This is a genomic window from Candidatus Omnitrophota bacterium (assembly GCA_041653595.1).
Lineage (GTDB): Bacteria > Omnitrophota > Gorgyraeia > Pluralincolimonadales > Pluralincolimonadaceae > Pluralincolimonas.
The window spans coordinates 104,367-126,685 of the sequence record JBAZFB010000001.1 but is presented as its reverse complement, the minus strand read 5'-3'; the positions used below and the strand labels follow the sequence as shown (position 1 = coordinate 126,685).

Sequence of the window (22,319 nt, the reverse complement as noted above, 5' to 3'; positions counted from 1 at the left end):
TATGCAAACCCCGTCCCTGAGAATCACAAGGAAAGGCGCGGCATGGTTCCGCACCGGCCACCCGTGGATATATAAGGATGATCTCGAAAGAAATGATCCTTCCCTCTCCGGTTCGATAATCTCAGTCCTGGACAACAGCGGCAAATTCATTGCCAAGGCCTTTTATAATGAAAGGTCGAAGATCGCCCTGCGAATAATCACTTACGATGACGTGCCGGTCGACGCGGGGTTCTGGCGCAGCCGGCTTTCCGGATGCATAGAGTACAGGAAGAAGACCGTAAAGGACGCCGACGCGTACCGCATCGCCCATTCCGAGGCCGACGGCCTCCCCTCGCTCATTGTGGATAAATACGGCGAGCACCTGTCCATACAGACGTTATGCCTCGGCATGGACAATATAAAAGATACGATCGTTGACGGCCTGAAGGACCTGCTTAAGCCGGCGTCTATAGTCGCGAGGAACGATTCGGCTATGAGGAAGTTCGAAGGCCTCGAAGAGAAGAAAGAGGTCCTCTATGGCAGGCCGCCTGAGAAGGCAGTGGTCCGCGAGGGTAATATAAAATATCTTGTCGATATAATGAGCGGCCAGAAGACCGGCGCGTACCTCGACCAGCGCGAGAACCACATCGCCTCGGAAAAATACTCCAGGGGCAAGGCGCTCGATTGTTTCTCATACCAGGGCCTCTTCTCCCTGCATATGGCGCTATCGGCCGGCGAGGTGACCGCCGTCGATTCCTCGGGTCCTGCGCTCCGGGGATTAAAGGAGAACGCCGAACTTAACGGCCTCACGAAAATCGAAACAGTCGAGGGGAAGGTCTCCGAGACATTAAAATCATTCCAGAAAGAAGAAAGGCAGTTCGACTTCATAGTTCTCGATCCGCCGGCGTTCGCGAAGTCAAAGAAAGATATACAGGCCGCGGCGCGCGGTTATATAGACATAAATTTCAGGGCTATGAAATTACTGAAAAAAGGCGGGCACCTTATGACCTGCTCGTGTTCTTACAACCTTTCGGAAGGGCAATTCATGGACATCCTGGCGGAGGCTTTGTCCGAATCGCGCAGGCGCGCGCGCCTCATAGAGAAACGCATCCAGCCCGCCGACCACCCTATCCTCCTGAACTTCCCCGAATCGAATTACCTCAAATGTTTAGTCCTTGAGATGCTCTAGGGACGGTTCTTGAGCCAATCGGAGAAATGTCCCTCAAAATAATTCTGGTACATCTAAAACCCCATTTTTTATATCGAAGATTCTTTCTTTATAGCTACTCCAAAGATAATCCAAAGGGCTGTTTACTATGTTTCCCCTGACGGGGTTGGCCTCAATATAGTTGATACAGGTAATAAGATAATCATTTTTTTCAATAACCATACTCTTAAAACGGTCCTGCCAAAGATGCCCGATTTTGTCATATTTTGCGTTGAACCATATCGAATAAGATAAATTCAGTCCCTGTATGGCTTTGGATATTTCTCGTGGTTTCCCGGGGTCTATCACCATATGTACATGATTATTCATAAGGCAGTAACCGTAGAGTTTAAAATGGTATTTTGTTTTGTACTTTTTCAGCAGTTGAAGATATTTTTCGTAGTCAACTGTCTCAAAGAAAACCTCTTGTTTTTGGTTTCCCCTTGCTATAATATGATAGCAGGCATTTTCTATAAATACTCTTGCGCTCCTTGGCATCTTAAACCTCCTTGTTATATAATAGACGCAAGAAAAAGGGATTTTCTTTCAGAAATTTTTAATATTAATAGGGGACACTTCTCCGATTGGCTCAAGAACCGTCCCTAGATAGAGGGTATGGTCTAATATTGTAGCAGGAGAGCGCGGAATGAAACTCGCCAAGATCTACTCGTTGATATTTATCCCTCCATTAGCGCAGTATGTCGTCACCCTGGAAGAGGTGGACGGCTCGAGGCTGATACCCATCTGGATAGGCGTGAGCGAGGGGACATCGATCGTGATGGTCCTCGAGGGAGGGAAATTCAAAAGGCCGCTGACGCACGACCTTACCGTAAACCTCATCAAGGCGCTCGGCGGCTCGATCGAGAAGGTCATCATAAGCGACTTGAAGGACAACGCCTATTACGCCACCGTCATACTGAAACAGGGTGATAAGACCCTGGAGATAGATTCGCGGCCGTCCGACGCCATAGCCTTGGCCGTGAGGACCGGCGCGCCGGTATTTATCGATGAGAAGGTGCTCGAACTCTGCCCGGTCATAAACAAGCCCATAAGCGAAGACGAGGTGAAGAATTTCGAGAAAGAGATAGAGAACCTGCGGCCGGAAGAGTTCTTCAGGAAGCTGGACGCCGAGGGCGGGAAGACGAAAGGCGGGCTGGAATAGGATGATAATGACGAAGGACGCGGTAAGGGAAGCATCCCCGGCGACAGACGAAGTCATCCGTTTCGGGAAGGAAGTGTGCGGCGATTTCCAGGCCGCCTCATCCAGGGAATGGATCGAGACGAACGGCCTCGGAGGCTACGCGTCATCGACCATAATCGGGACTAATACCCGCCGTTATCACGGATTGCTCGTGGCCGCGGTAGGGCCTTCGCTCGCGCGCATGGTAGTCCTGTCAAAGCTTGAAGAGACCCTTGTGCTGAAAGACGGCAGCCGGTATAACCTCTCCTGCAGCAATTACCCCGGCGGCATAATCCATCCCGAAGGCTACAGGTATCTCGAGGAGTTCAGGCTGGACCCGTTCCCTGTATTCACCTACAAGGCCGGGGATGTGACCATAGAGAAAGCTGTCTTCATGGTCCACGGCGAGAACACGACCGTTATCACTTATAAGGTGCTGAAATCGCCGGGTTATCTCGAGCTATTGCTGCAGCCGCTTATCGCCGCGCGAGATTACCACTGGGTATCGATGGAGAACTCGGGTTTCGACAAGTCGGTCGAGTGCCTGGAAGGATATATCAAGATGAAGCCGTACGGCGAGTCGCCGATAATTTACCTGGCCAACAACGCCGACAGGTTCGAGCGGACGGGATATTGGTACAAGTCCTTCGAGTACCAGCGCGAAAAGGAGAGGGGCCTCGAATATCACGAGGACCTCTACAGCCCCGGGGAGCTCGGCTTCCTGGTCAAGGAAGGGGACAAGGCTTACATCGTCGCCTCGACCGAGGGGCGCAAGATGCGGTCGCTCGAGGTCCTCGAGTCGAGCGAGGTCCTGCGGCACAGCGAGATCTCCGCCGCGGTCAACTTGAAGGACAATTTCGCCGTGCGCCTGGCGAACGCGTCAGACTCGTTCCTGATAAAGAGGCCGGACGGCCTGCCGACGATAGTCGCGGGCTACCACTGGTTCTGGGATTGGGGCAGGGACGCCCTTATATCGCTTCCCGGCCTGACCCTCACCCTGGGCAGGTACGACGAGGCGAAGGATATCCTGCTGACGTTCGCGAAACATTGCGACGAAGGGATGATTCCCAACAGGTTCCCGGAGAAGGCGAAAGAGCCCGAATATAACAGCGTCGATTCGTCCCTGTGGTTCTTCTGGGCGATACACAAATTCCTCGAATATACCAATGATTATGATTTCATCGAATCAAATATGCTCGACTGCCTCGAAGAGATAATCCAGTTCTACATAAACGGGACGCGTTACGGCATAAAGATGGACAAGGACGGACTGGTCGCCACCGAAGACCCGGACGCGCAGCTGACATGGATGGACGCGAAGATAGGCGGATGGGTGGTGACGCCCAGGAACGGGAAAGCCGTCGAGGTCAATGCCCTCTGGTACAACGCCCTGAAGATAATGGAAGATATCTGCGAGAAGCTTGATCTCAAATACCGCCACGAGTGCGCGCGGCTCGCCCACCTTACGAAGAAGAGTTTTGAGATAACCTTTTGGAACGAGGCAGGGGGCTACCTGTATGACTGCGTCAATGAAGGAGGGCCGGACGCCTCGCTCCGCCCCAACCAGATATTCGCCCTCAGCCTCCCGTACCGGCTGATCGGGAAAGAGAAGGAAAAAAGGGTCATCGATGTGGTGGGGAAAGAGCTCCTTACGCCTTACGGCCTTCGTTCCCTATCGCCGAAAGACAGGAATTACCGCGGCGTATATTCCGGGGACCAGCGCATGCGCGACGCCTGTTACCATCAGGGCACGGTCTGGCCGTGGCTGTTGGGGCACTTTATCTCCGCCTACCTTAACGTCTACGGCAGGAATAAGAACACGCGGCAGGAGGCGAGGAGATTTTTAGCTCCCCTCGCGGAACACATCAAAGACGCCGGCCTCGGAACGGTATCCGAGATCTTTGACGGCGACCCGCCCTATAACCCGAAGGGCGCAATATCGCAGGCGTGGAGCGTGGCCGAGATATTGAGGGTATATAAGGAAGAGCTGCAATGAGACCGGAGAGGCATATCTTTAATATCGACCCGACGGATTTCGCTTTCGCGCTGGTCAAGTTATTGGCGGTCTTCGGCGCGATGATCTGGGGGCTGTACCATCCTATGCCCCCCGGCGCCAAGCTCTTATTCCTCGTCATTATCGGGATCTACTTCGTTTACAATCTCGCGCTGTACTTGTGCGTATTCAAGTTCGCCGACAAGGCCCCCAAGATATATTTCTTTGAGCTGCTCGTCGATCTCATCTTCCTCAGCGTGGTCGTGCCGATGACCGGCGGGCTCAATTCGACCTTCACTTTGGGATTTTTCCTCCTCGCCGCCATACATTCTTTTTATTACGGCCTCTTTGCCAGTATCGGAATAGCCCTGCTCGTCTCGGGCGTCTACATCTTTTCCTGTCCGGACTGCCTGATAAAGATCCATTGGACCGATATCTCGCTGCGCGCGGGATTCCTCTTGCTCCTGGCAGTCACTATGGGGTATCTCTCGGAAAGGGAGAGGCGGATGCACCGCCAGCTCGTCAATGCCGAACAGCTCGCGGCCATGGGGCTGATGTCGTCCCAGATAGCGCACGCGGTAAGGAATCCCCTGAGCACTATCAGCCTTAACGCCGAACTCCTGGCCGAGCAAATAAAGAAATGCCAGGGGGTAGATGCCAAAGAAGCCGGGACGCTGATAGGCTCCATCATGAACGAGGTCCAGGAGGTCAACGATGTCGTCGGGGAACACCTTAAGTTCATGAGGAAGTCGAGGTCCGAATATAAAAGCTGTGACGTAAGCGCCCTCCTTGATTCGCTCGTGAAGTTTCTGGAAAAAGAGGCGAGCCGCAAAGGCATCTCGTTCCTTAAGGAACTCGAGAAAGGCCTGCCCAACGCCAGGATCGAAGAGAGCCAATTGCGGCAGATCATGTTGAACATCATGAGGAATTCCTTCGAGGCTATGCCGTCGGGCGGACAGATCAGGGTCTATACAAAAAAGGAAAAGGATGACGTCGAGATCACGGTCGAGGATACGGGTGTCGGGATAGCCCGGGAAAATCTTAGAAGGATATTCGAGCCATTCTTCACTACAAAAGATGTGGGTACCGGACTGGGGCTTTATATAGCGCGCGACATGGTCATCACCGCGGGCGGGGGCATATCCTGCGAAAGCAAAGTCAATAGAGGCACTAAAGTAAAGATAAGATTGCCGTTCGTGGTCTGAAAAGGAGGCGCTTTAATGGCAAAGATATTGCTGGTCGACGATGATGTTGAGTTCGGTGTGGCCTTTTCCAAGATATTGAAGAGCGAGGGGCATGAGGTTTCGGTCTCGCTTAATACCGCCGAGGGCCTCGCCGCCATCAAGAAGGAGAAGTTCGGCATCGTCTTCGCGGACCTCTCCATGCCGGGCGAGAACGGCCTTGTCTTCCTGAAGAAGTCGAAGAAGGAGTTTCCCTCTATCCCTGTTGTCATGATAACAGCATTCGGAGACTGGGATATATACGCCAAGGCGATAGAGACCGGCGTGAGCAAGTTCGTCAACAAGCCGGTAAAGAAGGAAGAGATAGTCCAGGTATTAAAGGAAGTTTTGGGGACGAAATAAATATATTTGAAAGGCCCTAAAAATTTTTACTTGACAAAATTAATATTTGATGTATACTCCCACTGTTTCCACACCTTTCTTGAAGACTCAGACAAAAAATCAGTCCTTCAGAAGGTTTCAAAAAATGAGTTCAGCAGGTTTCGGTTCTCACCGAAAAGAAAATACTAAACGGCGATTTTAAAAAATCGCCGTTTTTTTCTTTTATTACTCGACACGTTTTTAAGATAAAAAGTAGGGGGTAACATGATGAGGAAGAAATGGTTTTTTGTCACAGCGCTTTTTCTTTTTGTTCTATCGAGTCAGGCATACGCTTATACCATAAATGGCTATGTCAAAGACTCTAGCGCCCAGGGCATAAGCGGCGTATCCGTTGCCCTGACTGGAGCGGCAAGCCAGAATTACACGACAGGCGCAAACGGCTATTACGAATTTGTAAGTTTATCGTCGGGTAATTATACGGTTACTCCCTCAAAGTTCGGCTGGAAGACCAGCCCCGCCTCAAAAAGTTATACCCCTTTAAGCGCCGACCAGCTGGATCAGGATTTTACGGGGCAGGTATTTATTACATTTAAAAACGGTTATTTATGGGACGAGGCAAAGAACGACTACTGGATCCCTCACGGGATAGCGTATCAGACATGGAACCGGCCCCTCGGCATGTGGCAGACCTTCGAGCAGATCGATTACGACCTGGACGAGATGGTCAAGGCAAATGTTAATTCCATAAGGGTCGATTTCGTCTGGAAACAGATAGAGTCAGCCGGCGATAACCAGTTCGATTGGACGAACTACGATTATTTCGTGCAGGCAGCGGCCCAGCGCGGCATCAGGATCTTCGCGCTCGTCGGTTATCAATGGCCGCCCGACTGGTTTACTCAGAGCGGGTTTACAATGCATCCGCCGGGGTACGATAACGAGGGGGTATTTCAACAGGCCCGTTGGAAGTCGGATATTATCTCCTACGAGAACGCCAACGCCCGCGCGCAGTATGCCGAGTTTCTATCTGCCGTTGCGGCCAGATACAAAGACAATCCCACTATCGTCGGCTGGATAGTCGGAAACGAATACGGTTATCTTGGGCTATGGAGCGGAAAGCAGGACGGCTATGACGCCGATTGCGAAAGCGCCTTCAGGACCTGGCTGTCGGCAAAATATGGCACTATCGCCGCATTAAACCAGGTTTGGGGCACAACATACGCTTCCTTCACCACGGTCATAATGCCGGAATATTACACCCGCGATGACTATTGCGATACCTCGAAGTGGCCGCCGAATGATCCGGGCGGGATCGCCAGCGGCAACCCGAACCCGGCCGTCTATAATCCGGGCGCATGGTGGGACCTGGTCCAGTGGAGAGAGGATAGTATAGCGAGTTTTACCTCCCTGGGCGCGCAGGCGGTAAGGCAATCCGACCCGAACCATCTTATCTCCTATGCCACCGTCGGCATGCAATGGGGCGAGGAGGATTGGCGTTATCACGCAGAGGATACGGCCAAGATCGCGAAGGCCTGCAGGGATATAGGCGCTCCGCTTGATTTCTGGTCTATAAATAATTATCCGTGGGACCTGTTGGGGCATGAGTCCCAGACAGGCCGGTGGGGAGTGATAAATGCCAAATGGAGGACGGGTCTGCCCGTTCTCTGCACCGAGACCGGTTTCACGAGTTCCGAGACAATGTATTCCGGGATGAACGAACTGAACCAGGGACCGCTGATAAGAAATTCCTTATGGGAGGAATTGGAAGCGGGTGCCATAGGCGTCCACGTCTTCACCTGGAATGACAGGCCCTATATTACAGACAGGGAAAAAGGTTTCGGCATCGTATATGCCGACAGAAGGATCAAGCCTTCGTTCTGGGTCGTAAGGGATACCTATAATCTGATGGAGCAGATAGACGTCGAAGGGCTTATAGGAAATTCGACCGACCCCACCCCGGATGTGGCGTTCTACTGGTCGGATGCGACCGACGGGATGTATAACCGTTATGAATGCAACATGCAGCAGCTCTACGGCCCGTTGACGAGGCTGGGGCTGAACCCCGCATTTATCGACAGGACCGCTCTTTTGGCTTCGAAATATTTTAAGGATATCTGGCAGTCTGATCCCGTGATAAACCTTTCGACGGTTTATGCCGGGACGAGATCCCTGAAGATAACTGCCGGAAGCGGCGGCGGGACGGTTGCGGTATACCCGGCCAACAGCGCTCAGGTAATGGATTTAAGCAGCGCTACCGGTTTCTCTGTCTGGGTCTATGATACGCAGGGGAATAACTCTATCCAACTGCGCTTAAGAGACGCGGAAGGCGACGGAGGGTCGGGAGGCGACGGCTATTGCCTGTGGTCTTCGAACAATTCGGTGCAGAACCAGTGGACACAGATAAACTGGGACATGACGCAGTATCCAAGCGTTCCCAATCTCAACAAAGACAGGATCGCATCGGTCGAGCTCTATGAATGGAATCAGGGCGTCTATTATTTAGATCAGGCGACCTATGTATCTGGAAGCCAGATTGCGTTCCAGAGTTTCGAGAAGAATAACGGCACGCCGGCCGATTACAGTTCTTACGCGGCTATAATACTGCCGAGGAATATGCGGACCTACCCGGGGGATATGAATTATATCCGCACAAAGATAATTCCCGCGGGCGTCAACATCTACGCGGACGCGGACCTGCCCGGAATGCAGGACTACCACGTAAACTCATTAGGCGACTTCACAACAGAGATGGGCAATATCTTCGGCGTCAATGCCGCGAATACCTCCGGTTATGATGACCCGGCAAGAAACGGCCAATATGGGATTAATTTTACGCCCATCACCACGACGGTCACCCAGGCGCTTTCGCCGTTGACCGCATCAAGACAGGATGTCTTCCGCGTCTGGAAATACAGCAATATGATCACCGCTACGACAGGCACGGTCTATGCCACCCATTCAAACGGCAACCCTGCGCTTGTGATAAAGGACAACGGGACATCCAAGGCCGCTATAACGACGTTCAGCCTGGGAGACATAAGCCCGGACGGAGACGGCGACGGCAAACAGGATATAATCCCGTGGGCAAAGCATTACGATTGGATGAAGGCTATATTCTTGACCGGCTTCGGCATACAGCCGAGTTTGAATGTCACGGGCTCTCAATATGTCCAGGTCTGTTACAGGACCGGGAGCGACGGCTCCATCCTGATATCGGCCAAGAATTACAGAAACGACCAGAACGAGAGCGTGACGATAACGACGAGCCTGATCAGCGGGAGGACAGTCGAGAATCTGACCACAGGCGGGGTTATAGAAGAGAACAGCGACGGGACGTTTAATTTGACGCTGGTACCCGACGGCCATGAACTGATAAAGGCTTACAGCGGTTCTCCTTCAAAGAAGGCTACGATACTTGACGCGCCGGCTGTCGTCCACCCCATGGGGGATAAGTCGTATCAGGTCAAGGTAAGGTATGATACCCTGGCGGCATCGGATCTGACATTATACGTCGCTTTCCAGGAAGACGGCGACAACGGGGATAACACCCCCAACGAGATCTATGAGTCGATGAATACCACCGTCACCGGAGCAGGCGAACAGACGCTGTGGCTCTGGATACCGGATGCGAACAAGGCCGACAGCGACTATATATCGACTCCAGACGGAGGAAATTACGTCATTCATGCCTGGCTGGAGGAGTCGAGCGTAAAGGTGGCGGAGTCGTATCAAAAGACGCAATTGGAATGGGGAGCGGCTCCCACCACGTCTCTTCCGACCGCGTTAAACAAAGGACAGAGCTACTCCGTCAATTTCAAGTGGGAGGACCTGTATGAATATCAATCATGGGAGAATACGCCTATCAGCAGGGAGACTTCCTTCCCGCAGCGCATAGCGGTCGTAAGGTCCGCCAAGACGCAGGCGCTGTATTCAACCCATTACAATAAGGTAAACCAGGTCTGCGATTGGCTTGAGGACTTAGGCTACGTCCATTCCAACCCGGCGGTCACCGATTTCGATGACGTCGTGGTAACGAGCGGCGGCAATACCCTGTTCTCGGATGATTTCAGCAGCGGCAACGCGAACAACTGGACGGTGGCGGAAGGTTCGAGCCGCTGGACGGTGCCGAGCTATGAGTACAGCATCGACCGAATGAGCCAGAGCTATAATATCTCGGTTGCGGGAAACTCGGCATGGACAGACTATACCGCCGAGATGAAATTCAAGTACGTCACAATGGACCCGTACTTCGCGGAGGCGTACCTTGTCTTCCGTTATCAGGATAACAACAACTTCTACTACGTCAAGCCCTACAACAACTATGGGCTCTGGAGGGTGAAGTACGGCGGAAGGGTAAATGGCCAGGAGTTCGGAGGTAATGTAGCCAACCTCGCAAACCCCCTCTCGGCCGGCACCTTCCATACATTGAAAGTTATCGCGGCGGGACCGAACTTCCAGGTCTATCTTGATAATGAGTATCAAGGCGGGTTTACCAACACCGGCCTCGCCAGCGGAAAGATAGGAGTGGGCGCAAAGGCCTCACAGCTGGGCGTATGGGAACCCGTGTTGGGTTACTATTTCATCGACGATAACGAGAGAGGCCTCGACGGCAACCTGCTTAACCTCGATTGGGGTTACTTGAAAGAATTCTTCCCGATCGTGGTCCTGCCGAGCGTCTATGTCATGAATAACGACGAATGCTACAACATAAAGGCGTATTTGCAGGCGGGACAGTTTACGGTCGTGGCCACGGACGGCGGCGTCGGCATCAAGCAGCCGGACGGCTCATCGGGCACCGGAAGGATCGAGAGCGCCTTTGGCGTCGATTCAGGGTATACGACCTTAAGCGACCTGTTGAACCTGCAGGTTACCGACAACACTCATTACATCACCAAGGATTACTCCAACGGCCAGAATATAGCGACGGCTTCGGGCGCTTCCGCGATCTCCTGGACGACGGTTACGACAGGCACGAAGATCGCCGATATAAAGAACGCGGCCTCTTCCGCACCTGCTTTGATAAGCAACCTACTGACCAAGGAGAACGTTTCCTTCCAGAACCTCGAGCCCGGCAATTCGACCCCCGGCGATTACTACTATGACGCCTGGCAGTCTAATCCCGCGTTCGAGACGACGATCGTCCATAGCGGCACCCGTTCGGTCAAGATGATATCCGCATCAGGCGGCGGCACGCTCGGTATTAACATCGCCGCGCCTATCGGATATATGAATCTGGCGACTATGACCGATTTCTACGTCTGGGTATATGACACGCAAGGCAGCAATTCGTTACAGATCAAATTCAAGGACAAATGGGGCAATCTAAGCTCGGCGGTCTGGTCGACGATGTCGGCCGTCCAGAACGAGTGGACTTTGATATCATGGCCCGTTTCGCAGACAGCGGGGATAGACTGGGAAAGGGTTGCCTCAATCGAATTATACGAATGGAACCAGGGAACGTATTATTTCGACGACGCCTACTTCGCCACATCGGATACCGGCGAGAAGAAAGGAAAGACCTTCGTCTTCAACTACGGCGTCGACACCGACGACCAGTTGACGGACGAATTCGGCCAGGTCTCTCAGAACGTCTTCGATTGGACGACAAGAGAGATCTATAAGATGAGGATCCAGCTTAAATATGCCACGCCGAATGAAGAAGACGGCGATTTCCTGTTAGCCGAAAAGGAGATATGGACGATAGATCCCAACGGGACCGAGAACCTCCAATTCGAGATCCCGGATACGACCATGAGCGGCGACGATAACATCTATTGGACGATCTATACCTATCCGTGGGATTCGGCCGACCCGTGGACGGACCATATGGGCTTCTACACCTCGTTTAACGACCCGGGTTACGAGTCCAGCATCTCCGGCTACGGCCTCTACCACGCCGGCGCGACATTCCTTTCAACCGGCGGCAGGACGTTCGATAACTGGATCGCATACAACACGAGGAATGATACGCTTAAACTCAACTTCGGTTTTAAGGAAGACGGCGATAACGGCGACGGCCTTACAAATGAGGTCTACGGCGGCAGCCCGATGTTCGACGGCAAGGCCGACCCCAACAGCTGGCTTACCGAGACAACCACTACATGGATCAGCAACGCCAACACGAGCGGCACAAGGCCGCAGTTGTCCATGGCATTTAAAGACATCTCCTCAGCGACATCTCCGACGTTGACGATGAACTTTAGTTTCGCGGGCACATGGAGCCAGTTGACCGTCGAGAAGTCCCCGGACAGAAGCTCGTGGACCAATATTTACACCTCGGGCAACTGGGCCGGCGATTACAACCCGACGATAAACTTAGACACCGCCTGTAAATATTACAGGATAACCCTGACCGACGGAGATCTTGCCACCGATATCATCACCTTGCTAAAGAAGATGACATTGGCCGGCTATCCGTCGGCAGCCCAGTTTAGGCTGGAAGACTGGCTGCAGACCAAGTCGGTAAATGGCCTCCTGGATGATTTCAGGAGTCCGTATGTCCCGGAATACGCGCTGGTTCCCGACTACGACCCGGCCGATACGGACTTGGAGGATTCGGCGAGCGGCGGAAAGTATAACTGGATAACCTGGTTTACCGAGACGTCGGATAAATATGAGGTACCGACCTCGTTATACTGGGCGCCGCGATTGAAGGTCGAGGACGAGAACTTCCCGACGGACTTCAATCCGGACACTACGGTTGAAGTACCGGTGGTCTGGGAAGGCCTGGACACGATAGTCACGATAACCGCATGGAAGCCGTATGCGGTGACCTTCCCGTTGACCCTGCGGATATTCCTGCAGGATGTCTATACGGGCGAAACTTACGCTAGCGAGGACTTTATTATCGAGGACGGAAGTGGAGACGAAAGCTTCGAGATAGAGGTTCCCGAAAATACCCCTTACGGCAGCAACTACATGTGGGGCGCTTACTTCTTCGACCATAAGAGGGAAGGCGTTGAGCCGTATGAGGAGAGGATCGGCATGGACGATACCTTCAGGTTTACCGCAACAGGAGAGCCCTACGAACCCGAAACGAAGATCACCGTCGGCACCGCTTACAGCGTCTACTCCGATTCCGGGATACCGCAGGGCAGCAGTATCTATACCTGGGGCTTCGGCAGTTGGAACGGTGATTATACCGGCGAAACCCCGCCTGAAGGGACAAAATGCTTCCAGACGATAAGCACCGCGTGGGCGGGATGGGGTGTTTTCCATACGAGCGGCACAGTAGACCTGTCGACGTATGCCAACGGTTACCTTAAGTTCTGGGTCAAGAGTTCAACGACCTTAAAGGTGGAGATAGAGGCGCCTGCGGGGTATACCTATACGAAGTATATCTCGTCGAGCGGCGGGTCGTGGCAGGAAGTCTCCATACCGATAAGCGACTTCTCGGGAGCTACATTGAGCCAAGTCTACTGCCCGTTCAAGATCACCGCGGAATCCGCCACTACATTCTACATAGACTCCATCCGCTGGTCGTTTTAGAGACTTAAACCACATTGGGGCGGCACTTGATAAAAGTGCCGCCCTACGTAATCATATTAAGGAGTGGCCATTTTAATTAAGAGATAAAATAGATTTCCTTTTTTCTTCCGGCGAAAGCTCTTTTAAGGAGAAATTCCGATGGAGTTTTACCCGCTTAGAGTACCAAATTAATTCCGTAACGGCGATTTTCTAATCGCCGTTTTTTGTTTTAATTTTTCGACACCTTTCGAACCCTAATTAAGATGAAAAAGAACCCTGTAATGTTCGGCACAATGATCTTTTGCTGGCTATGCGCCGCTTTTTATTTTAGCCCCCGCGTGTTAGCCCTTGTTGTTGGTCCAGAAAATATCTTTGCTAAAATTGCCGTAGCATGTTTTAGTATCTTACTTAATATTTTTTGGTTTTATGCATTTTATCACCTTGTAATAATTCTATTCTCATATATCAAATCTACGCCGGGCTATAATATCGTTCGGCAAAATCAGGAAAAGGCTCCCGCGGTCGCATTGCTCTATACCACCTGCAATGACTTTAAAGAAGAGGCGGTCTTAACTTGTCTCGCTCAGGGCTACGACAATTTCCGTACCTTTATTTTGGATGACAGCACCAACAGAGAATACAAAGAGAGAATAGACGAATTTGTAGCCAGATATTCTAAGGCAATAAGTGTAATACGGCGCCCGGAAAGGATCGGGTATAAAGCGGGTAATTTAAACTACGGATTGAGTAAAATAGGGAACTTCGAGTATTTCAGCGTATCTGACGCCGATACGCTATTACCTAGCGACTATATAATTAAACTGTTTCCGTATTTTAGTGATTCGCGTGTTGCTTTCGTTCAATCGCGCCAGGAATTTAATTCGAATCAAAAATCAACTTTCGCGCAAGGCCTCGGTTATCAGATCGAACTCCATTGCGACCATTACCTGAGTACCAAAAATAAATATGGATTTGTTATGTTCTACGGGCACGGGGCGTTAATGCGCCTCGATGTTTTAAGGGCGATCGGCGGTTTCCCCGAGGTGGCGACAGAGGACCTCGCGTATTCTATGAAGATAAAGGAGAAGGGATACTACGGCGTATACGCAAAAGACGTAACCTGTATGGAGGATTTTCCTTCAACCTACCGCCAGTATAGGAAAAGAAATGAAAAGTGGATAAGGGGAACGGCGGAATGTCTTTTTAAATTCTACCCGGATTTCCTCAAAAGCAGGAATATAAGCTGGATTGAAAAATTCGACATCATCGTTTCAGCTCAGAGCCTGTTGTTAGGCCTTCCGTTTTTAGCGCTTCTTTTGTCGGTAGGGATAATCCTGCCGTTCTATTTTTACCATTTCCAATTCCAAGGCCCAATGTTTAAAATGCCGCTTGCCTTCAATGATACTTTCGTTGGGACATTGGTCGGGATCTCGGGCAACCTTTTTTGGAGATGGGATTTCTTTTCCATGCTTATCCTGACCATTGTCGCACCAATACTGCCGGCCATTTTGGAAATGATTCATCATCCCGTAAAGAGATTTCGCTATATTGCCATGTATACGTTCATGTTCTATGCTACGCAGGTGAATTCCTCTATTGCCGCGTTAGCTTATCTTGTCAGCAAAAAAGCCGATTTTCCCGTCACGGCCGATAACTCCGTCAGCCTTGCTAACAGCAAGATAGCCGTGATTATAGAATGTGTTTTCGCGGGACTCTTTTTAACCATCGGCTTAACTTCACGGAATATCTGGTTTTTGTCTTTCGCCGCAGGCACTGCAATAGGGGTAGTGATTCTAAATAGCGGCTTTGAGAATAGATTTGTCAGGTTCTTGGCAATAACTCCTCTGATCATTCTGGCGGTAATATTGTTATTCATTGGCAAGACGCTCCAATAAAAAGAAGGAGAGCGTGATGAAAAGGAAAATAGTTTTAGTGGCCGCGGCGTTGATATTGGGTTCGTTATTTATACTGGGTTTCGAATCTGCCGATGATGTTATCGCCTTCCGGGCTATCGAGCAAGGCGACTATAAAGGAGCGCTGGAAATATATCTAAAAAAGAATAACTATTCCGGCGCGGGGATAGCTTATCTGGGGATGAGGTGTTACGACATTGCGAAGGAAAGTTTTGAAAAAGCAAATGATCTTTCCGGGATGGGGATGGCCTATTGCGGAAAACGCCAATATGATGAAGCAATAAGACACTTTGAGCAGAAGAAGGATTACTCGGGGATAGGCCTCGCTTACTGCGGAAAAAGAGATTTTAGCAAGGCAAGAGAATATTTCAGGCAGGCGAATGATTATTCGGGGATGGGCCTGGCGGCTCTGGGAGAAAATAAGATAGACGAAGCGCGGGGATGGTTTAGCCAGGCAGGGGACAAAGGGGGCCTCGGCCTTGTCCTTTTGGCTGAAAGAAGATACGACGAGGCGCTTACTCAGTTCGCTTCTAACAAGGACAATTCGGGGATAGGCCATGCCTACTGCGGCAAAAGGGATTTTGACAGCGCTTTAAAATATTTTAAGCAGGCAAATGATCTCTCCGGGATAAGCCTTGCTTATTCAGGAAAGAAACAATTCGACGAAGCGATAAAATATGCCTTGGCGGCAAACGATCTATCTGCCTTAGGCCATGCCTACTGCGGCAAGAGGCAATACGACAAAGCTATCAGCTCTTTTAGCCAGGCAAACGACAAATCCGGCTTAAGTGTCGCCTATAACGGTATGAATAGCTATTCCGCCGCTCTATCATACGCGAAACAGGCAAACGACCCGTCCGCCTTAGGCTATGCGTATCTTAAGGGGCATAATTATAAGGGAGCGCTGGATAGTTTTACCAAAGCGAACGACCCTTCGGGCATAGGGTTTACCTATTGCGTGCAGAAAGATTATGCAAGAGCCGCGCAATATGCCAAGAATGCGAATGATCTTTCGTTGTTAGGTCACGTTTATCTGGGAGCGGGTGATTTCAAGGAGGCGGAGAATTGTTTTACAGCCGCCAACGACCTCTCGGGATTAGGTCTCACTCAACTTAAGGACAAGAAATTCGACAAAGCGTTGGAACTATTTCAAAAGGCTAATGATATTTCCGGCCTCGGTTTTCTCTACGGCGAAATTGGCGATTACGTAAAGTCCGAGAAGTATTTTACTGATGCCAACGATATGTCCGGATTGGGAAGGATGGCCCTAAAAAGAAAGCAGTTTAACCAGGCAATCAAATATTTTAACACAGCAAACGACCTGGACGCTTTGGGGGACATATATTGGCAGCTCAGGTCATTCGACAAGGCGATAGAATATTTTAAGTCGCAAGGAGACGATATTAAGATCGTCCAAGCGTTACGCGAGAAGAAGAAAAGAGATCCTATGACGGGTAAGGTCATATATTACGGGGCGGATGAGGCGATAGCTTACGCGCAGAGCAAGATAGATGAGGGTAAATTTGTGGCTCCGCTTCATATAGAGATAGGCCACATATATTTTGAACGCAAAGATTATGAAAAAGCCCTTAAGGAATATGAAACAGCGTTAAACAGCGACACCTACTATGCCGCGGAAGCTCTATTCTGGATAGGAAAGGTCCGGTATTACCAGCGGAATTATCCGCTTGCCAAAGAAACTTTTGAGCGGCTAGTGTCCAATTATCCGTATCATTTCCTGACAGCCGAGGCCAAAGGGGTGCTGAAGCTGATAGAAAGATTGGGCAAACAGTCAGCGGCGACATCGCTAAATAACGCTTGCGGCCCATATGCATTGAATTTATTGCTTAAGACTTACGGTATAAAATCTACGCCGAAAGAGATAGCTAAATCCGCCGGAACGGATAAAGACGGGACCACTTTACTTGGTCTTATAAAGGCGGCCAAAAATAACGGTTTGAAAGTATCAGCATTTAAGATTGATGCAGAAAAACTGAAGGAATACAACGGGGAAGCGATACTGTTTATAGACAGCGGTCATTACGCATTCCTTGAGAGTATAAGATCAGCCGGCATATTGGTTAGAGATAATTTATCAAGCGAATTCATTAGCTATAAAGAGCTTCCGGCCAGATGGAAGGGACAGATACTGGCGGTCAAGGCTCGTCCTGACGTTAAAGAATTAGCTGCCGACGAGCTGTTAGCCATTAAGGGCGGTAATCGCCGGTCATCCGAGGGAGGCATAACTAAGAACGATCCCGGTGTTCTTCCGAATGGCGAATGGGAAGTAGAGTATGGCAAATTGGAGGCAAGCCTTCCTGAGGATTACTTGATGGGTGTTAACCTTTACGATTCGATGACGGGGCATAACCCGCATGCGGACGGCGGGTTAGGAATGACATATATGGGAAGCGGGCAACGCGCGTCGACACAGTGCGACACCCCCGTTGACCCAATAGCCATAACAGGCGGCCAGGTGATCATTCCGAAGACAGATATATTCATACTAGGAAGGGGGAGAAAACACGGCATCAGCCTGAATCTTACAAGGACCTATTCATCGAGCAGTGAGGTTGATTCCAAAATAGGCTTTGGTTGGGCGCTTGCGCACGATGTCAAAATGCAGGTAATCCCGGCTCAAGGGCAGGATCCCGAAAAAGTCATCATAACCGGGCCGGATGGAACGATATTTAGTTACGAGTATAACGGCGCCGGCTCCTACTACGGGCCTGAATGCGACGGCTCGGAGCTAATCAATAATGGTGACGGGACATATGACTGGATGCGCTGGACCATTAAGTACGGGAAACAGAGATATCATTTCGATAACTATCAAGGTACCCGTCGTGTTTTATATATTGAGGACTTAAACGGAAACCGTCTTTCGTATATTTATGGCGGCCCCATTTTGTATATGATATACGAAAATTGGGACAGGCATATTGACTTTACCTATAGTAACGGCCGGATTTCGACGGTGACAGGTGTTGCCGGTTCGCTTTCGGTTACCTATAATTATTATTATGACAATGGAAACCTAATTTCGGTGACAGGCCCCGAAAATTATTCGGAAACATACGAATATAATGACGCAAGCAATATCCATAACGTAACTGCGTATATCGACTCAGAGGGAAACAGGACGGAATATCATTATATCAGGGACCCTTCGAACATAAGCGACGTCTGCGACCGCGTTACTGACGCAAAAGGAAATCAGGCGACTTATGAATATCTCTTTGAAACAGGCATTACCACAATAACCGACATGCGCAACAGAACCAGCATCTTTGAATACGTGAAGGGAAAGATTACTCGCATTACGGATTCAAATAACGGCGTAACAAATTACACTTTCGATGATAGTTATATTCGCGATTCGGTTACGGATGAGAACGGCAAAGGCTGCGGCTGGGTGCAAGACCGTTTTGGCAGCGCCTTGCAGCTCGACAACGACGAAGGTTATACCGCGTATTTTACTTATGACCCCACTTTTCATTATATCACTTCGATAACAGATCCCAAAGAGAGGGCGTGGACATATGACTACGATTCAAATGGCAATCTAAGGCATAGATACACACCTTCTCCCAATAATCAGGGAACGGCGACGATAGAAAAACAGTACGACCAGTACGGATGTCTTACGAAGATAATCGATCCCGAAGGCATAGCCACGGATTATACCTACGACACATACGGAAATACCACCAAGGAAACGGATGGGGAAGGCAATTATATTCAGTACACGTACGATACACTTGGTCGTATGACTTCCTCAAAATACGGCGATAACAGCGGCAGTGATCCGATTGCCACAAGTTACGAATATGACGGTTTAGGCCGGCTCACGAGAAAGACCTATCCCGACTCAAGCTATGAAGAATATACTTACGACAAAAACTCCAATCTCTTGACCTTCAGGGACGCGAATAATCATACAACAACCTATGTTTACAATGAACTCAACCAGTGCGTAAGCATAACCGATCCTGGAACCAAAGTAACGCAATATGAATACGACGCGTTCGGTAATATGACGAAACTCATCCGCTACGTCAACGGTAATCCTGTTGAGACCACCTACGAATACAACGACCACTACAATCGCCTGACTAAAGTAACCGACCCTACCCAAGAGATAACTATCTTCACTTATGAAAGCTCCCCGCCATTACTCAATGACAGCAAAAACTACACTACCATGAAGAAATACCGTCCGGACAGCACGCTTTTAGCCGTCGAAAGCCGCACCTTTGATAGCTATTACCGCATAAAGACAGTCGCAGACGGCTTGGGAAATACTACGACCTACAATTATGATGAGGTAGGTAACCTTACCTCCGTGGTAGACCAGAACGGCCACACCACCACTTACACCTATGACCCCAACGTCAACGTCGTCTTAACCGAGACTGACCCTTTAAACAAAACAACAACCTGCACCTACTACAAGAACGGTAAGCTCAAGACCAAGACAGACGCTAACGGCAACACCATCACCTATACCTATGACTTAGCGGGCAAGCTTTATTCCGTTTCATACCCGGACTCGAACTCTGTGGTATATTTATACAACAGATATGGCAAAACAGCTACCATGACCGATTATTATGGCGCGACAACCTACACCTACAACTCAAGGACATGGCTCTCGTCCGTAGACGGCCCCGAGGCCAACGACACCATAACCTACTTCTATGACTACGCGGGTAACAGGATATCCATGACCACTCCGGCAGGTTACTTCTCTTACGCCTACTACGCCAACAACCTGCCCTATACCCTGACCAACTCCCAGAGCCAGACTACAACCTTTTACTACGACACCGCTAACCGCCTGACAAGAATGAACTATCCCAACTCCACCTACACCGAATGGCTCTACTACGACAACGACAGGGTAAACACCTTAACGGTTAAAGATGGTTCCCAGAACACCCTCTCGAGTTACCACTATGACTACAACAGTCTCGGTAAGATAACAACTATTAGCAACAACTTCGGCAACACCTATAACTTTATCTACAACGACGCTGGGCGCCTCACCCATGAGGACAAAACAGGCTCATACCCATACACCAGAAATTACACCTATGACAATGCCGGAAACCGCACTTCAGAAACAAGAGACGGCCTCCCCATATCCAACTCATATAACGCCGCCAACCAGATTACTTCAAGGATTTTACCGTATGAGTCGATAAGCTACTCCTACGACAACAACGGCAATCTCGTTGTTGAAACCAACAGTAGGACCGGCACCACCTATTACTACTACGACTACGAGAACAGGCCCTGGGGCATAATAACCCCCTATATAAATACCTACTACGCCTATTCAGGCGACGGCAGACGTATCACTACCAACATAGGCGGCAACGTGGTAAAATACCTCTATGACGGCCTTGCCCCGCTCATTGAAAGAGACCCCTCAAATAATATCCTGATAATGTACTCCAAGTTGCCTTCAGCCCCCGGAGGGATAGGAGGGCTTGTAAGCAGTTTCGACTGGACGAATACGCTCTATTATCATGACTCCAACTTAGGCAACGTCAACCAGATAACCAACAGCAGTGGCGTTGTCATCCAGACCTACGATTACGATGCGTTCGGCAACATAATCTATCAGTCCGGCTCTTTGGAATCCAAATACGCCTACAAGACCAAGGAATACACTCCCCAGACAGGGCTTGTCTTCTTCGGCGCCAGGTATTACAACCCCTTAATAGGGCGCTTCATCACCAAAGACCCGTTGGAGATGATAGACGGACCCAACCTTTACGTCTACCTCAATAACGATCCCATTAATAAGTATGATCCGTGGGGATTATATGTAGCAATAGGAGCAAGGCCTGTATTAGGAATGGGGAGCCACACGGTAATTATACTTCATCCCGATAATCCAAGTGATTTTGCCAACTCAGGTTTCTATAAGAATTCAAAGGGCGAATTGGAACTTACCTTAAGTGCCAATCCTAAAGATGGTAAATTAGTAGCTACGCCTTGCAGCTCCGCTGACAGACCTGAAAAATTAAAAAATAGCCAGAGGATATTAGATAAACGTTCAGATACAAATTTGATAAAAGATATCTTGAATTCAGCAGGAAAATATGAAAATGATTTATCATATGATGCTACACCTTGGCCAATTGATCCCTTTTATAATAGTAACTCCTATACTTATGGAATTTTAGAAGATGCCGGTGTTTCCAATATACCAAATTTGCCCGGGTGGCAACCCGGTGCAGATAAACCAATTCCTTTATATTAAGAAAAGGGGGAATAATTATGCAATCATTTATTTTATGCATTATTGGGTATGTAGCTTACCTATTTTTGAGTTCGATAGTTTTCATAGCTGATGTATTAGCGGGTCAAGGAGGTAGTGGTAAGATATTTCAAAAATTTTGGTTACCGGTAATACTTTTGGTAAGTATTCTGATTTTTGTTGGCACGGCAGGTTATTTATTTAAAAATTTTTCAAAGATAAACAAATTAGTCTCGATTATTTTAAGTATGTTAGCAACCTTATTCCAGATAGGCGTTTTAATGCTTGTATTTTTTCACCTTGCATTACGAATTTTAGCGCCGATTTTAATAAAACATGGCTTTTATGTTACAATGCCATGAAAATGAAAAAGAACAGAGAAAAAATAGGGTCCGGAATTAACTTAATTGACAAGTAGTTTTATCCTGCCTCAAGAGCGCACGGTGCAAAAATTATACACAGTATCCCAAAGTCACCTAGAAAATGGCTTTCCAACCAGCGACTTGGCTTTTTAGGGAAGTAAGGGGACGTTTTTGTATTTAATCCCAGAACTGTCCCCAGGGATTTCTGCTAAAATTGTAGCTTATCAAGGATAATATTCTTATTTCCCAGAGTGCGCCACCCGATACTGATAGATAATCAAAAGCCAAACTGATTTACCCTCCACAAATTGATCAAAGACCTTTGCCTAACTCCTTTAAATACTTATAATTATGAGGTATAATAATACAAGCAGCATTCAAAAAATTA

At 49.4% G+C, this 22,319-nt stretch carries 10 protein-coding genes; 9 read left to right on the top strand and 1 reads right to left on the bottom strand.

Annotation, left to right across the window (positions count from 1 at the left end):
* The first annotated feature begins 1 nt into the window (after position 1).
* A complete protein-coding gene (locus tag WC317_00600; protein ID MFA5338632.1) occupies positions 2-1,168 on the top strand; it encodes a class I SAM-dependent rRNA methyltransferase in 1,167 nt (388 codons plus the stop codon).
* A 33-nt stretch (positions 1,169-1,201) separates the two neighbouring features.
* Here WC317_00600 and WC317_00595 read toward each other — a convergent pair whose 3' ends face one another.
* Positions 1,202-1,684 (bottom strand): transposase, encoded by a 483-nt coding sequence (locus WC317_00595; protein ID MFA5338631.1) that lies wholly within the window; start codon positions 1,682-1,684, stop codon positions 1,202-1,204.
* 148 nt (positions 1,685-1,832) lie between these two features.
* Between WC317_00595 and WC317_00590 the strand changes: the two genes are divergently transcribed.
* The 8 genes from WC317_00590 to WC317_00555 all read left to right on the top strand — a co-directional run bounded on the left by WC317_00590 (position 1,833) and on the right by WC317_00555 (position 21,931).
* Positions 1,833-2,348, top strand: coding sequence for a bifunctional nuclease family protein (locus WC317_00590; protein ID MFA5338630.1), 516 nt, complete (start codon positions 1,833-1,835; stop codon positions 2,346-2,348).
* A 1-nt stretch (position 2,349) separates the two neighbouring features.
* On the top strand, positions 2,350-4,362 hold the full coding sequence (locus WC317_00585; GenBank protein ID MFA5338629.1) for an amylo-alpha-1,6-glucosidase: 2,013 nt from the start codon (positions 2,350-2,352) through the stop codon (positions 4,360-4,362).
* Entirely contained in the window at positions 4,359-5,564 is a 1,206-nt protein-coding gene (locus tag WC317_00580; GenBank protein MFA5338628.1) for an ATP-binding protein, read from the top strand. The genes WC317_00585 and WC317_00580 overlap by 4 nt, the downstream gene beginning before the upstream one ends.
* A gap of 15 nt (positions 5,565-5,579) precedes the next feature.
* On the top strand, positions 5,580-5,942 hold the full coding sequence (locus tag WC317_00575; GenBank protein MFA5338627.1) for a response regulator: 363 nt from the start codon (positions 5,580-5,582) through the stop codon (positions 5,940-5,942).
* Between the two features lie 243 nt (positions 5,943-6,185).
* On the top strand, positions 6,186-13,406 hold the full coding sequence (locus tag WC317_00570) for a beta-galactosidase (protein ID MFA5338626.1): 7,221 nt from the start codon (positions 6,186-6,188) through the stop codon (positions 13,404-13,406).
* 242 nt (positions 13,407-13,648) lie between these two features.
* Positions 13,649-15,280 (top strand): glycosyltransferase, encoded by a 1,632-nt coding sequence (locus tag WC317_00565; GenBank protein ID MFA5338625.1) that lies wholly within the window; start codon positions 13,649-13,651, stop codon positions 15,278-15,280.
* A 16-nt stretch (positions 15,281-15,296) separates the two neighbouring features.
* Complete coding sequence (locus WC317_00560; GenBank protein ID MFA5338624.1) at positions 15,297-21,572, top strand: cysteine peptidase family C39 domain-containing protein; 6,276 nt, start codon at positions 15,297-15,299, stop codon at positions 21,570-21,572.
* A 17-nt stretch (positions 21,573-21,589) separates the two neighbouring features.
* Positions 21,590-21,931 (top strand): hypothetical protein, encoded by a 342-nt coding sequence (locus tag WC317_00555; GenBank protein MFA5338623.1) that lies wholly within the window; start codon positions 21,590-21,592, stop codon positions 21,929-21,931.
* The last annotated feature ends 388 nt before the right edge of the window (positions 21,932-22,319 follow it).

What these genes read in the sequence shown, in the direction of transcription:
- WC317_00600 (MFA5338632.1), top strand. Translation starts at nt 2, where the DNA reads ATGCAAACCCCGTCCCTGAGAATCACAAGGAAAGGCGCGGCATGGTTC.
- WC317_00595 (MFA5338631.1), bottom strand. Translation starts at nt 1,684, where the DNA reads ATGCCAAGGAGCGCAAGAGTATTTATAGAAAATGCCTGCTATCATATT.
- WC317_00590 (MFA5338630.1), top strand. Translation starts at nt 1,833, where the DNA reads ATGAAACTCGCCAAGATCTACTCGTTGATATTTATCCCTCCATTAGCG.
- WC317_00585 (MFA5338629.1), top strand. Translation starts at nt 2,350, where the DNA reads ATGATAATGACGAAGGACGCGGTAAGGGAAGCATCCCCGGCGACAGAC.
- WC317_00580 (MFA5338628.1), top strand. Translation starts at nt 4,359, where the DNA reads ATGAGACCGGAGAGGCATATCTTTAATATCGACCCGACGGATTTCGCT.
- WC317_00575 (MFA5338627.1), top strand. Translation starts at nt 5,580, where the DNA reads ATGGCAAAGATATTGCTGGTCGACGATGATGTTGAGTTCGGTGTGGCC.
- WC317_00570 (MFA5338626.1), top strand. Translation starts at nt 6,186, where the DNA reads ATGATGAGGAAGAAATGGTTTTTTGTCACAGCGCTTTTTCTTTTTGTT.
- WC317_00565 (MFA5338625.1), top strand. Translation starts at nt 13,649, where the DNA reads ATGAAAAAGAACCCTGTAATGTTCGGCACAATGATCTTTTGCTGGCTA.
- WC317_00560 (MFA5338624.1), top strand. Translation starts at nt 15,297, where the DNA reads ATGAAAAGGAAAATAGTTTTAGTGGCCGCGGCGTTGATATTGGGTTCG.
- WC317_00555 (MFA5338623.1), top strand. Translation starts at nt 21,590, where the DNA reads ATGCAATCATTTATTTTATGCATTATTGGGTATGTAGCTTACCTATTT.